The sequence below is a fragment of the Sphingobium sp. SYK-6 genome (assembly GCF_000283515.1).
GTDB classification, from domain to species: Bacteria; Pseudomonadota; Alphaproteobacteria; order Sphingomonadales; family Sphingomonadaceae; genus Sphingobium; species Sphingobium lignivorans.
The window spans coordinates 1,616,242-1,630,180 of the sequence record NC_015976.1; the positions used below are offsets into that span (position 1 = coordinate 1,616,242).

Consider the following 13,939-nt stretch of genomic DNA (forward strand, 5'->3'; position numbering starts at 1 on the left):
CTCCTGGCCTCGCTACTATGTAGCGCCGCGCTTCCTGCGGGAAGCGGAATCGGATTGAACGAGGGAGAAAGCATCAGGATGAACGCCGCCAGGGATCCGTCAGCCACCATGCCGTTGAGGCTCGTTCGCACGCTGCTTTTCGTGCCTGCCTCCCGGCCGCGCGCCATCGAAAAGGCGCGTTCGCTCGATTGCGATTTCATCATCCTGGATCTTGAGGACTCGGTCCTTCCCGAGGACCGCGATCAGGCACGGCAAAATGCGGTCAATGCGGTCAAGGCCGGTTTCGACGGGCGGCCATGCGCGATCCGCATCAATGCCGAGGGGCGGAGCGACCACGGGCTGGACATGGTGGCGGTTCGCGCCGCGATGCCGCCTTATGTGATCGTGCCCAAGGTCATCGAGGCGCGGCAGGCGCATGACGTTCATCTGGTCACGCAGCGGCAGATCATCGCGATGATCGAGTCGCCGGTGGGCCTCGTCAATGCGCAGCGGATCGCGCGGGAGCCCGGTGTCGTGGCGTTGCTTGCCGGCACCAATGACATGCGGCGGGGGCTGGGCGTACCGCCCGATGCGCCGCGCAGCGCCATTTCGCTCGCTCTCCAGTCGATCGTGCTGGCAGCCCGCGCGGCTGGCGTCGCGGCCTTCGACGGTGTCTACAACAATCTGGAAGACCCCGAAGGGCTGGCTCAGGAATGCGAGGAGGGGCGGTACATCGGCTTCGACGGGAAGTCGATCATCCATCCAAGCCATATCGCCATCGCGAATGGCAGCTTCTCGCCCAGCGGCCCAGCCGTGGAGCAGGCGAAAGCGATCATCGAAGCCTTTACCGGCGGTGCCCAGCGCTATGACGGCCGCATGATCGAATCCATGCACGTGGCGGAAGCAAAAGCGATCCTCGAGCGGGCAGAACGCCTGCGCGGCTGATGCGCCGGCACCGGTGACGCCTGCAACGCGCGGCGTTCGGCCGAAATCGCGGAAATCGGGTGGCGCGCCGTGCCGGTTGAACCGGGCCTGCGCGCCACGGCTTCATTTGCGCTGCGACTGGCTCTCTTTCCGCACCCGCGCGAATTCGGAGCCGGCTTTCCACTCCGGCCAGCGAGTGGAATGGGCCAGATCATGGCCGATGTCGAACATCACGCTGATATCGTCGATGGCGCCGGCGAGGTCCCACTCCGGCGACCATGCATCGCAGGCCTGATGATAGCAGCGGCCGGTATAGTCATCGACCCACTTCTGGCCGGCTTCCCGGCCGCCCTCGACCAGATCGGACGCGCCGGCAATGCCCATGATGAGCATCACGGGCACGCCGCGCTTGGCGAAGGGGAAATGATCGGCGCGGTAGAAGAGGCCGCGCTCGGGGAGGCTTTCCTCTGTCATGCTGCGGCCCTGCGCGGCAGCGAAGCGGGCGAGATCATCCTCCAGCGTGGACTGGCCCTTGCCGACGAGGATGACGTCCCGCGCCTTGCCCGCCGTCTGCAGGATGTCGAGGTCCAGCACCGCGACCGTCTTCTCGTGGGGATAGAGCGGATTTGCGGCATAGCTTTCCGACCCGAGCAGACCGCGCTCTTCCGCCGTCCATGCAGCGAAGAGGATGGTGCGCTCGGGTGACGGACCGGCCTTGAAGTTGCGGGCAATCTCCAGCATGCCGGCAAGGCCCAGCGCATCGTCATTCGCGCCGGCACGATAGATGCGGCCCTGCGCATCGGGCGGTCCCTCGCCATAGGCGTCCCAGTGGCCGCCATAGATGATCGTCTCGTCCGGGCGAGTGGTGCCGGGAATTCTGGCGAGCACATTGCGGCTCTGGATGATCTCGTGCGAGACCGGATAGGCCGCGTTCAGGCGAGTGCCGTCGATTGGAACCGGCCGGAAATCGGCGCGCCGCGCTGCCTTGCGCAGCTTGTCGAGATCAAGGCCTGCGCGCTGGAAGAGCGCCTGCGACGCCTCGCCCGAGAGCCATCCCTGCAGCGCGAGGCTGGTCTGCTTTTCAGGGGGCAGGACAAGGCCGTAATTCTCGCCGCCGCTGCTGACCACGACGTTCCAGCCATAGCCGACACCCTCCGCATCATGCACGATCAGGGCACCGACCGCGCCGCGCCGGGCCGCTTCCTCGAACTTGTAGGTCCAGCGACCATAATAGGTCATGGTCCTGCCGCCGAACTTGCCTGCGACCGGTTCGGCCGGCGTGGCGACGAAATCGGGATCGTTGATGAGGAAGACGGCGACCTTGCCCTTGAGGTCCACGCCCTTGAAGTCATCCCATCCCCGCTCCGGCGCATCGACGCCATAGCCCACGAAGACCAGCGGGGCGTTGTCGATCACGGCCCTGTCGCGGGGCTGGAGCGTCGTGAGATGAATGTCCTTGCCCGCGGTCAGGGGCTGCGCGTTGCTGCCGCCCGTCAGTTCCAGCGTCTCGGGCTTGCCCAGCCGGGTGTGGAGCAACGGCACGGCCTGGGTCCAGCTTCCGTCCCGGCCGCCGGGCTCGAGCCCGAGCGCCTCGAAACGGGCAATGAGATAGCCCACGGTCTTGTGCTCGCCCACGGTGCCGGGCGCGCGGCCCTCAAACTCGTCCGAGGCGAGCGTTCTCACCGTCTGGTTGATCCGGGCGGCATCGATGTCCGGCCGGGCCAGGGCGGGCGCGGCGACGGCGAGCAGGAGCGAGGCTCCGATCCATTTCAAAGCTGACATGGCAGCGAGCCTTCGCGCCACAGCGGCCCCGATGTCAACCTCGGGATCGGCCGGCATGGGCCGCTGTCGCGTGCTGCTTTTCGCCGCCCCTAGCGGGAACGCATGTAAATGGTTACATGGGCCGCCACTGATTCCCCAGCGGGGTTCCTCAAGACCAGGTGGCGCTTTCATGGACATTCGGCTCGGCCTCACTTTCGACGACGTGCTTCTCCAGCCGGGGGAGTCCGACGTTCTGCCGAGCCAGGCTGATGTCTCCACCCGGATCAGCCGCGACATTGCGCTGAACATTCCAATCCTTTCGTCCGCCATGGATACGGTGACGGAAGAAGACATGGCCATCGTCATGGCGCAGCTCGGCGGCATCGGCGTGCTGCATCGCAATCTCTCCATCGAGGAACAATGCGCCGCCGTCCGCGCGGTGAAGCGCTTCGAGAGCGGCATGGTCGTCAACCCGATCACCATGGGACCGGACCAGCCCCTGTCGGACGCGCAGGCGCTGATGACGCGGCACCGGATCAGCGGCATCCCGATCGTCGAAGCCTCGGGCAAGCTCGTCGGCATTCTCACCAATCGCGACGTGCGCTTCGCGGAGAATCCCTCGCAGCCGGTGCGCGAGCTGATGACGCACGAGAATCTGGCGACTGTCCGCATCGGCGTGGCGCAGGAGGAAGCGCGTCGCCTGCTGCACCAGCGTCGCATCGAGAAGCTGCTGGTCGTGGATGACGATTTCCGCTGCGTCGGGCTCATCACGGTCAAGGACATCGAGAAAGCAGTCACCTATCCGCAGGCGACCAAGGATGCGTCCGGCCGCCTTCGCGTCGCTGCCGCGACCACGGTCGGCGACAAGGGGCTGGAGCGCACAGAGGCGCTGATCGACGCCGAATGCGACCTCATCGTGGTCGATACGGCTCATGGCCACAGCCGCAGTGTCGCGGCTTCGGTCGAGCGCATCCGGAAGCTCTCCAACAGGGTGCAGCTGATCGCCGGCAACGTGGCCACCGCCGAGGCGACACGCGCGCTGATCGATGCGGGCGCGGATGGCATCAAGGTCGGCATCGGTCCGGGCTCGATCTGCACCACGCGCGTCATCGCGGGCGTGGGCGTGCCGCAACTCACCGCGATCATGGATTCGGCCGAAGAAGCGGCGAAGAGCGGCATTCCCGTGATCGCCGATGGCGGCCTGCGCACATCGGGCGACGTGGCCAAGGCCCTGGCTGCCGGCGGGTCTGCCGTGATGATCGGCTCGCTGCTGGCCGGCACCGAGGAAGCGCCGGGCGAGACCTTCCTGTATCAGGGACGGGCCTACAAGAGCTATCGCGGCATGGGTTCGGTCGGCGCCATGGCGCGCGGCTCCGCGGACCGCTATTTCCAGCAGGACATCAAGGACCAGATGAAGCTGGTTCCGGAAGGCATTGAAGGACAAGTGCCTTACAAGGGACCTGCCCGGGACGTGATCCATCAGCTCGTGGGCGGCGTGAAGGCGGCCATGGGCTATACCGGCAGCCAGACCATCACCGATCTGCAGAAGCGCGCGCGCTTCGTGCGGATCACCAATGCGGGGCTCTCGGAGAGCCATGTCCATGATGTCACGATCACGCGTGAGGCACCGAATTACCCGACCCGTTGATCCCGCTCGCGGCTTGAACAGCACTGGGACCACGGGGATGGGCCAGTGACGCCCGCTGCACGCGCACAGGCCGCGATCGAGCTGCTCGATCTCGTGATCGCCGCTGCCCGTGACGATGGTGCTGCCGCGGATACGCTCGTGGCGCGCTATTTCCGGGAGCGGCGCTATGCCGGTGCGAAGGATCGGCGCGCCGTTCGGGACCTGGTCTATCGGGCGGTCCGGGCCTGTGGCGACCGTCCGGAGAACGGGCGAGCAGCATTGCTTGCGGTCGCGCGGCAGGATCCCGACGTGGCAGCATGGTTCGACGGATCGATGCATGGCCCGGCACCGATCGGGGCGGCCGAACTTGCGGCAAGTCCTTCGCGCCTGCCCGGCTGGGTACTGCCCGAGCTTTCGCCGCTGGTTGATGCCGCAGAGCAAGAGGCCCTGCTGGATCGCGCGCCGCTGCACTTGCGGGTCAACAGTCTCAAGTCGACTGCGGAAGAGCTGTTGCGCCACTGGCCGGAAGCGGTTCCCATCCCGGGCACGACACATGGCATCGAGTTGCCAGCCGGCAAGGACGTGGAGCGCGATCCCGCCATGGCGCAGGGGTGGGTCGAGGTCCAGGATGCCGGCAGCCAGATCATCGCGAGCGCATGCGGCGCGAAAGCAGGCATGACCGTGCTCGACCTGTGCGCGGGCGCGGGAGGAAAGACGCTGGCGCTGGCGGCGGACATGGGCGGCGAGGGGCGGCTGATCGCGGCGGACAGCGTGCGCGACCGTCTGGCGCGTCTCGCGCCACGGGCCGCGCGGGCTGGCGCCGCGAACATGATCGAGACGCTGCTGCTCGATCCGGGCCGCGAGGAAGCCGCGCTCGCGTCTCTGGAAGGGAGATGCGATGTCGTCCTCATCGATGCGCCGTGCAGTGGCGCGGGCACCTGGCGGCGCAATCCGGAAGCGCGCTGGCGACTGACGCCCGAGAGAGTGGCCAGGATCAATGCGTTGCAAGCGAGACTGCTGCGGGTGGCGGCGCCGCTGGTCCGGCCCGGAGGACGGCTCGTCTATGCCGTCTGTTCGCTGCTGGAACGCGAAGGGCGCGAGATAATTCAGGATTTTGTCAGCTTTGATCCGCTATGGCGTCCGGTGCCATGGAACGGTCGAGGCCGGCCCTGGGGCGACGGCACCTTGCTGACTCCCCATCATGACGGGACAGACGGCTTTTTCTTCGCCGTCCTCGAGAAACCATGCTAGCGTCAGGGTTTATGGCGTCAGTTGTACGCAGTTCGTTCTGGGAGACAGTCATGCGGTTCACGCCCGCCTCCATCCTGCTGGCGAGTGCCCTTGCGCTGTCAGCGAGCAGCGGTATCGGTCAGCAATCATTGCGGCCATCCGCTGTCGCTGCTTCGAATCCCAAGGCGGCGCAATGGGTTGCCCAAGGACAGCAGGCGTTGACGAGCGGCCAGTATGACCAGGCGCGCGATGCCTATGAGACGGCGCTTCTGCTAGCACCGCAGGATCCGGACATCTACCTCGCCCTGGGCAAGATCGCGCGGGCGCAGAAGATGCCCGGCAAGGCCATCCGCTATTTCAACCGTGTGCTCGACATGGATCCTTCCAACCAGACCGCGCTGCAGGGTGAAGGGCTGGCGATGATGGACAAGGGCGCCACCGAGAGCGCGCGCGAAACGCTCGCGAAGCTGCGGACGATCTGCAAGGCGAATTGCGCGAGCGCCGAGCCGCTGGCTGCGGCCATCGCGTCCGGGGCACCGAAGGTGGCGGCGGCCGAGACCAAGGCAGTCGCGCCGCCCAAGATCGTCGAGCAGCAATAAGGGGCTCTTGCCCCCTCCGCTTCAATCGGCGCTGCCAAGCCGCCGGGCAATCGCTACATAATCCTCGACACGCAGGGTTTCGGCACGCCGGCTCGCATCGATGCCGAGCGCGTCCAGCGTCTCCAGCGCACCGGGAATGCCCTTGATGCTCTGGCGCAGCATCTTGCGTCGCTGCCCGAAAGCCGCCGCCGTCAGGCGGCCGAGAGTGCGCACGTCGACGCCTTCCGGCGCCGTCCCCGGAACGACATGCACGACGGCGGACATCACTTTGGGCGGAGGCGTGAAAGCCGAGCGATGGACCTTCATCGCCAGCCGCACGGCGCAGCGCCATTGGGCGAGCACGGCGAGCCTCCCATAAGCGTCCTGCCCCGGACCGGCGACGATGCGCTCGGCAACCTCCGCCTGGAACATCAGGGTGGCCGATTTCCACCAGGGTGGCCACACCGCGCTTTCGAGCCAGCCGACAAGCAAAGCCGTGCCGACATTGTAAGGGAGGTTCGCCACGATATGGGCGGGCCCGCCGCACGCTTCGAGTGGATCGACCCTGAGCGCATCGCCTTCGATCACCCTGAGCTTTCCGGGGAAGGCCGCGGCCAGTTCTTCAAGGGCGGGCAGGCAGCGCGCATCGCGTTCCACCGCGGTTACCTGCGCCCCCGCGCGCAGGAGGGCGCGCGTGAGGCCGCCCGGTCCCGGGCCGACCTCGAACACCCTTTCGCCGGCAAGCGAACCGGGGACGGCGGCAATCCGATCGAGCAATTGCTCATCGAGCAGGAAATTCTGGCCCAGTGCCTTGCTGGCCCGCAGGCCGTGACTGGCGATCACCTCGCGCAGAGGTGGCAGGACGGGCGTCATGCAGGCTGGCCGGTCTCGTTCCATGCCCGACGGAAGAGCTCGGCATCCCGCGCCATGCGGATGGCCGCGATCATGGCGCCTGGATGGGCCTGGCCGGATCCCGCGAGCGCGAAGGCAGTGCCGTGATCGGGTGAGGTTCTCACGATGGGCAGGCCGAGCGTCATGTTCACGCCGTCGTCGAAATGGAGCGCCTTGATGGGGATCAGGGCCTGATCGTGATAGCAGCAGAGCGCGGCATCATATTCGCGGCGGGCGCGCGCGCTGAACATGGCGTCCGCGGCGTGCGGCCCGGTGATGTCCACGCCCTCGCTGCGAAGCTGCGCCAGCGCCGGTTCGATGATGGTCCGCTCCTCATCGCCCAGCAATCCGCCCTCTCCGGCATGAGGATTGAGGCCCGCCATGGCGAGTCGCGGCTTCTCGATGCCGAACAGGCGCCGCAGGCCGCGAACCGTCGCCAGAGCACGGCTGCGGATCAGGGAGGAGGTCAGGGCCTGGGGGACTGCCGCATAGGGCATATGGATCGTGATCGGCACGACGCGGAGCGTGGGCCCCGCCAGCATCATCACGATATTCTCGCGTCCCACGCCGCAGCGCTCGGCGACGAATTCCGTCTGTCCCGGATGGGTGAAACCGACCTGTGCGAGCTGGGCCTTGGAGACCGGCGCGGTGACGAGCGCACTGGCGCTTTCCGAACGGGCAAGGCCGGTGGCGGCCTCCAGCGACTGGAATGCGCAGCGGGCGCCGTCCAGAGTGGGAGACCCCGGCACGATCTCGCCGGCATCGGCCACCTGCAGGCACGGCAGGGCCTCGCTGAACACCTTCTCGGCATCCGCCGGATCGTGGATCTGCTGAACCGGCCCGTCCCAGACGGCACGGACCGCCGCGGCATCTCCCACGACGAAGAAGCAGGGCAGATCTTCAGCCTCCCGGGCCTCCCAGGATTTGGCAATGACCTCGGGACCAATCCCCGCCGGGTCTCCAAGTGAAATGGCAACAGGACGCATCGATGGGACAGCCCCCGGGGGCCAGGTCTGGATCAGCTCAGTTATAGTCGATCACCGCATCGCGACGCAGGTCGCGCAGATAGGTGCGGGCTCTCTTGTTGACCCGATCTTCTTCCATCTGGGACATGATCTGATCGAACGAAGGTGATCCCGCGTCTTCCGGATCGTCGCGGCCACACAGGATGAGCGCGCGCACGCCCTCGGTCGCCGAGCCGAAGGGCGGCGTGGCTTCCCCGACCTGCATGGCGAGCAGGACGGACTGGAGCTGCGGCGGCAGGTTGCGCGCGACGATGTCATTCTCGACCACGGTCGCGCCCAGCCCCTGGGCGAGCTCGGACACCGCGCCGCATCCCTGCAGCTTGCTCAGGGCGTCGCCGAAGGCATTGGCTTTCTGCTGGGCCTGCGCTGGTGTCGTCCCCGCTGGGAAGTCGATGGCGAGCTGCTTCAGGCTGAGCACAGCGTCGCGCGGATCGGCCGTCAGCACCTGGCGCTTGTCGACGAGGTAGAGGATCGAGAAGCCGCCCGGGATAGGGATGGGGCCCACGACCTGCCCGACCTCGAGCTGCTGCACGGCGCTCGCCAGCGCGTCGGGCAACTGGGCGGGACGCACCCACCCCAGATCGCCACCGACGGCCGCGGTCGATGCCTCGGAATACTGGCGGGCATAGGCCTGGAAGGACCCGCCCTTGCGGATCTGCTCCATGATCTGCTCGCCGTTCGCCTGCACTTGCTGCGTCGTTTCGGGCGTCGCGGAAAGGTAGATTTCCCCGACGTGGAATTCATCCTTGCCCTTGGACGCTTTCAGCCGGTCCACGATGGCGGTGACCTCGTCCTCCGAGACGTTCACGAAGGGCTGGACTTCCCGACGCAACAGGCGGTTCCAGGCGACTTCGCCCTCGATCTGGCGCTTGATGCTCCGCTCCGACGAGCCATGCTCGCCGAGATATTTGGCGAACCCTTCGGGCGAATAGCGGAAATTGGCCGCGACCCGCGCGAAATTCTCGTCCAGCTCGGCCTTGGGGACACGAATGTCCTTTGCCGCTGCTTCCTGGATCTGGAGGGTCTCGTCGATGAGGTTGCGCAGCACCTGCAGGCGCAGGCGGTCGGTTTCCTCCGCGCTCACCTTGCCGCCATTGGCAAGCACGACGAGCGCAAGGCGCTGTTCGATATCCGTCTCGGTGATGACTTCGCCGTTCACCAGCGCCGTCGCCTTGCGCACATTGGGATCGCGCTTGCCGAACATCGTCACATCGGCGGGAATGTCGAGCGCCGTGGACGGCGCGTTCAGGTCGTCGCCGCCGACCGTCTGCGACGGCGCCGCCTGGACGATCAGGCATGTCGCAACGCTCGCAATCACCGCTCTGGCGATACCGGAAGGCATCCTCTTAACCTTGATCAAAATGCTCTCCATTCAGAAGCAGGCGATGGCCCGAAAACTGGCCCGCTTGCTCCGGCTGATGCCGCGATGCGGCTGAACCGGGGCTGAGCGATGACTGTGACCGTCGCAGCCAGATCCCCGGTGAAGGCTGTTCTTTACATACCCAGATTCTTAAATACCAGCCGCAGCTGAAAGGAATTGCCGAGCCGCGCGTCGCCGACCGTCTGATAGTCGCGGCGCCATGTGAAGCCCATTTCCAGGCAATCGTCCTCATAGGCAATGCCGAGACGGTGGCGCACGGGCTCGAAGCCGGAGAGCGTGCTGGTCGGATCATCATTCGCGCCGGTGAGGTCGATATTGGTCGAGCCGAAAACGGACCAGTAGCGGGCGATCGCCACACGCGCCGCAACGCGGACTTCCTCGACATCGCGCAGGTCCTCCACGCCGGACGTCACGTTGCGATCCAGCCGGAGATAGCCCACTTCGATATAGGTCTTGCGCGAGCCGACCGTGGCCTCGATCTCGTTGCGGCGGACGGCAAGATTATCCTTGTCGACGCGGAAGCGGTGCGTGACCGCCAGGAAATCCTTGTAGCGCAGTTGCGCCCGCCCCACGATGTCCGACATACGATCGGAAAGGCCCGTGCCGTCCGGCAACACGGTGGCGCGTTCGGTGAGCCGGTAGCTCTGACCCACCGTCGCGTCGAAGGTGAAATTCGGCCGATCGAGCCGATAATCGAACCCGTAAGTGATCCGGCTCGAATCCTCGAAGCGGTCATAACCCGGAAAGCGATTCAGCGCGAAGAGGTTGGAATCCTCCAGATCGATCGCCCGAGCATCCTCATTGGGCACATCGAGATTGGAAATGCGCGGCGCGAGCACCAGCTGGATGCGCGGCGTGATCCGCTGGCTGCCGCCCAGCGCCTTGCCGATGAACGGCCAGCGCATGTCGAGCGCGAGCGCTGCGATCCCGCGCGTCTGCCAACCGGGCTCGCCGCGGTAGATGACCGTCGGGCTGAGATCATTCTGCGCGCTGTGATAGACATCGCCCCGGGCATAGCCGGTGATGCTCACTTCCTGGCCCATCCCGGTCAGCCGGCTCTGGGACCAGGTGACACCCGCGAAAGCACGCTGGGTATCCTGCCCATCGGTGCGCAGGATCGATAGGCTGTTCGCCTGAAACTGCACGCGCCCGCCGAACAGGGGATCGGTCGTGCGCAGGCGATAGTCGATTGCGGGGATGGCGATGGGCAGCTGCCCCGCCGAGACGCCCGGCCGCAACGACTGGAAAGCCCAGCCTGCGATGGACAGGTAGCTGCGCGTATCGATGCGCTCGAGATTGACGGTCGAACGCAGCCTGTCTTCGCGGGAAATGTCGTAGCGGTTGAGGAAGGTGCGATCGGAAACGTAGCGGAGCGAGCCGGACAGCGACCACAAGGGATCGAACTGGAATTTCCCGCTCGCGGCCAGATAACCGCGCAGCTTGTCCTTGGTGGTCGTGATAGTCGGATCCGCCACCGGGGTCACGGCGCTGACGGTCGCAAAGCCGGTGACCTGGTAAGCGCCATTGGAGAGTAAGGCTCGATAATTGCCCTCGATCATCGGCAATTCGGCGCTGAAGACGTGCGGCGTCAGCGTCAGGTCGCGATTGCTGGAGAGGCGCCAGTAATAGGGCACCGCGAACTCGAAGCCGTTGCGACGGTCATAGCCCACATCCGGCACCAGCAGGCCATCGCCGCCTTCCTCGCCGATGCTGTGGCGCAGGCCGGGCAGGGGAATGAGTGGCATCCCGAGCAGCTTGACCCGCGCATTGTCGTAGCGCACCCGCTCGCGCGCATTGTCCAGCACCACCCGATCGGCCTGGATCTGCCAGGTCGGCTCCTTGGGGCAGCCGGCATCGGTTTCGACCCGGCAAGGCGTGTAGGCGGCACGCTCCAGCACATAGATATCGCCTTCGCGCGTGCCTTTCTCGGCGGCGAGGCGATTGGCATTGTTGGTGACGATCAGCAGATTCTGGATGACGCCGTCCCGCAGGCTCTCGGTGACGTCCATCTCGTCCGCATAAGCCCTGTCGCCTTTCTCGTTCACGAGGGCGACATCGCCGCGCGCGATGACCGTTCCCGCCTTGCGGTCCCAGCTCACTTCATCGGCAAAGAGGCGTGCCCCTTCCCGCGACACCTGGACATTGCCCGACGCGGTGACGACATCCGAATCCTGATCATAATCGATGCGGGCGGCCTCGAAGGCGATTTCCTCGGCCGAGATCGGCTGGTCCGGCGGCGCCAGGTCGCGAGCAGCGACCGGGGGATCCTGAAGGATCGGGCCCTCGCCTGTCGTTTGGGCGCCGGCGCGATTCGCGCCTGTCCCCGCCAGCAGCAATGCGATTGCCGTGGCGGCGACCATCGTCGGCCGCTGGAGAGCTTGCCTCTGTTGCGCGCGGCGCAGCCTCGTCGCCAAACCTGTCGTCTCCATACTGGTTGCGGGCGGAAGCTTTGCTTGGCGCCTGCGCCGCCTATTGCATTGCCGCGCCCCGATCGCAATCTCCTAGCCAAGCGCGAAATCGCGTCAATCGCGCCGTTTGCCGTGGCGCGGCGGGCGGCAAGGCGCTATTCGGCAGCCAATCATGCGCCGGCTGGCGCGGTCATTTCGGTTCCAGGAGCTTAATTCATGAAGATCGCCATCAGTGCTTCTCGTCCCGAGGATGCGGGATGTCTCATCTTCCCGATCGCCAAGGGAGCGGACATCGCTCCGGCCATCGAGGCGCGGGCCCTGGCGGCCGATGCCGCCGCCAGCCTGCGCTTCGCGGGTGAAGCCGGGGGGCTTGTCGAGCTGTTCGCCAGCGAGGCGGGGAAGACCATGCGCATCCTGCTGGTCGGGACGGGCGAAGGCAGTGCCGCCGATTTCGAGAAGGCGGGCGCCGCTGTGTCCGCGCGGCTGCTGACTTCCGGCCTGACTCACGCAGCGGTGGACGGCACGGCAATCGAGGCGGCATCGCTTGCCCATCTCGGCTTCGGGGCGCTGTTGCGGGCATGGCGGATCGATACCTATCGCACGCGGCTCAGCGAGAAGGCGAAGCCGACCCTCGAGACGCTGACGCTGGTCAGCGAGGCGGCTGAGCTGGCCGCGCTGTGGGCGGATCGCGAGGCCCTGGCAGGCGGTGTGGCGTTCACGCGCGAGTTGATATCCGAGCCGGCCAATATCCTTTATCCCGAGAGCTTCGTGGAGCGTTGCGCGCCGCTGGCCGATCTGGGCGTCGAGATCAGCGTGCTGACCGAGGACGACATGGAGCGGCTCGGCATGGGCGCGCTGCTCGGCGTGGCGCAGGGCTCGGTCCGCAAGCCGCGCCTTCTGGCCATGCGCTGGGACGGGACCGGCGGCATTCAGGAAAAACCGCTGCTGCTGGTCGGCAAGGGCGTCACCTTCGATACCGGCGGCATTTCGCTTAAGCCCGGCCCCGGCATGGAAGACATGAAGTGGGACATGGGTGGGGCCGGGGCCGTGGCGGGCACCATGAAAGCCCTCGCGCTGCGCAAGGCCAATGCCCATGTCGTCGGCATCTGCGGCCTCGTCGAGAACATGCCGGACGGCAATGCGCAGCGGCCGGGCGATATCGTCACCACCATGTCGGGCCAGACGGTGGAAGTGCTGAACACGGATGCCGAAGGACGGCTGGTGCTGTGCGATGCCATCTGGTGGGCGCAGCAGACCTACAAGCCCGAGGTTCTGCTCGATCTTGCCACGCTGACCGGCGCGATGATCATCGCGCTGGGCCACGAGCATGCTGGTCTGTTCAGCAATGACGATGGTCTTGCCAATCAGCTTCTCTCCGCAGGTGTCCAAAGCGGCGACAAGCTGTGGCGCTTCCCGCTGTCCGAAGCCTATGACAAGCTGCTGGACAGCCCCATCGCCGACATCAAGAATATCGGGCCGCGCTATGCCGGCTCCATCACGGCAGCGCAGTTCATCAAGCGCTTCGTGCAGGATGGCGTGAAGTGGGCGCATCTCGACATCGCGGGCATGGTCTGGGCGGACAAGCCCGGCGCCACCTGGGACAAGGGCGCGACCGGCTATGGCGTGCGCCTGCTCGATCAGCTCATTCGCGATCATTATCAGGCGGACTGATCCGGGGGACGGGAAAAAGCGTGCAGGTCGACTTCTACCAGCTCAGCCGCGATCCGGTCGAAACCGTCATGCCCGCGATCGCGCGCAGGATCCTGGAGAGCGGTGGCCGGCTGCTGGTGGTCTCGGACGAGCGGGACCAGCTCGACCGGATTTCCCGGGGCCTGTGGAACGCGGGGCCGGAGACCTATCTCGCGAACGATCATGCCGACGCGCCGGCGTCGCATGTCCAGCCGGTGCTGCTCTCGCCCGGTTGCGAGCCGCTGAACGGCGCCCGTCATGCGGCGCTGGCGGATGGTCGGTGGCGGGAAGAGGTCCTTGGCTTCGATCGGGCTTTCTACTTCTTCGACGAGGCGACCATCGCCGGTGCGCGTGCGGCATGGCGCGCGCTGAGCCGGACGGACGGCGTCGTCCCTCGTTTCTGGAAGCAGGAAGGCGGCCGCTGGCGGCAGGGACCCTGAGCAACG

The 13,939-nt window shown here is 66.3% G+C and carries 11 protein-coding genes; 6 read left to right on the top strand and 5 right to left on the bottom strand.

The window, feature by feature from the left end:
- Nucleotides 1–78 precede the first annotated feature (78 nt).
- Nucleotides 79–924 carry an HpcH/HpaI aldolase/citrate lyase family protein gene (locus SLG_RS07305; protein WP_014075809.1) on the top strand — a complete coding sequence of 282 codons (846 nt, stop codon included), beginning with the start codon at nucleotides 79–81 and terminating at the stop codon, nucleotides 922–924.
- Between the two features lie 102 nt (nucleotides 925–1,026).
- Here SLG_RS07305 and SLG_RS07310 read toward each other — a convergent pair whose 3' ends face one another.
- Nucleotides 1,027–2,685 (bottom strand): M28 family metallopeptidase, encoded by a 1,659-nt coding sequence (locus tag SLG_RS07310; protein ID WP_041392865.1) that lies wholly within the window; start codon nucleotides 2,683–2,685, stop codon nucleotides 1,027–1,029.
- Nucleotides 2,686–2,854: 169 nt separating this feature from the next.
- Between SLG_RS07310 and guaB the strand changes: the two genes are divergently transcribed.
- The 3 genes from guaB to SLG_RS07325 are packed head-to-tail and all read left to right on the top strand — an operon-like array spanning nucleotide 2,855 to nucleotide 6,120.
- Nucleotides 2,855–4,312 carry an IMP dehydrogenase gene (gene guaB / locus SLG_RS07315; protein WP_014075811.1) on the top strand — a complete coding sequence of 486 codons (1,458 nt, stop codon included), beginning with the start codon at nucleotides 2,855–2,857 and terminating at the stop codon, nucleotides 4,310–4,312.
- A 45-nt stretch (nucleotides 4,313–4,357) separates the two neighbouring features.
- Nucleotides 4,358–5,542, top strand: a complete 1,185-nt coding sequence (locus SLG_RS07320) for an RsmB/NOP family class I SAM-dependent RNA methyltransferase (RefSeq protein ID WP_014075812.1) — start codon at nucleotides 4,358–4,360, stop codon at nucleotides 5,540–5,542.
- A 50-nt stretch (nucleotides 5,543–5,592) separates the two neighbouring features.
- Complete coding sequence (locus SLG_RS07325) at nucleotides 5,593–6,120, top strand: tetratricopeptide repeat protein (protein ID WP_041391801.1); 528 nt, start codon at nucleotides 5,593–5,595, stop codon at nucleotides 6,118–6,120.
- Between the two features lie 21 nt (nucleotides 6,121–6,141).
- Here the strand turns inward: SLG_RS07325 and rsmA are convergent, their stop codons facing one another.
- From rsmA to SLG_RS07345, 4 genes are all read right to left on the bottom strand, one after another.
- On the bottom strand, nucleotides 6,142–6,972 hold the full coding sequence (gene rsmA / locus SLG_RS07330) for a 16S rRNA (adenine(1518)-N(6)/adenine(1519)-N(6))-dimethyltransferase RsmA (RefSeq protein WP_014075814.1): 831 nt from the start codon (nucleotides 6,970–6,972) through the stop codon (nucleotides 6,142–6,144).
- On the bottom strand, nucleotides 6,969–7,976 hold the full coding sequence (gene pdxA, locus SLG_RS07335; protein WP_014075815.1) for a 4-hydroxythreonine-4-phosphate dehydrogenase PdxA: 1,008 nt from the start codon (nucleotides 7,974–7,976) through the stop codon (nucleotides 6,969–6,971). The genes rsmA and pdxA overlap by 4 nt, the downstream gene beginning before the upstream one ends.
- A 37-nt stretch (nucleotides 7,977–8,013) precedes the next feature.
- Nucleotides 8,014–9,357 carry a peptidylprolyl isomerase gene (locus SLG_RS07340; RefSeq protein WP_014075816.1) on the bottom strand — a complete coding sequence of 448 codons (1,344 nt, stop codon included), beginning with the start codon at nucleotides 9,355–9,357 and terminating at the stop codon, nucleotides 8,014–8,016.
- Between the two features lie 152 nt (nucleotides 9,358–9,509).
- Nucleotides 9,510–11,756 (bottom strand): LPS assembly protein LptD, encoded by a 2,247-nt coding sequence (locus SLG_RS07345; RefSeq protein WP_041391805.1) that lies wholly within the window; start codon nucleotides 11,754–11,756, stop codon nucleotides 9,510–9,512.
- 264 nt (nucleotides 11,757–12,020) lie between these two features.
- Here SLG_RS07345 and SLG_RS07350 point away from each other — a divergent pair, with 264 nt between their 5' ends.
- Nucleotides 12,021–13,475, top strand: a complete 1,455-nt coding sequence (locus SLG_RS07350; RefSeq protein WP_014075818.1) for a leucyl aminopeptidase — start codon at nucleotides 12,021–12,023, stop codon at nucleotides 13,473–13,475.
- A gap of 20 nt (nucleotides 13,476–13,495) precedes the next feature.
- On the top strand, nucleotides 13,496–13,933 hold the full coding sequence (locus SLG_RS07355) for a DNA polymerase III subunit chi (protein ID WP_014075819.1): 438 nt from the start codon (nucleotides 13,496–13,498) through the stop codon (nucleotides 13,931–13,933).
- The last annotated feature ends 6 nt before the right edge of the window (nucleotides 13,934–13,939 follow it).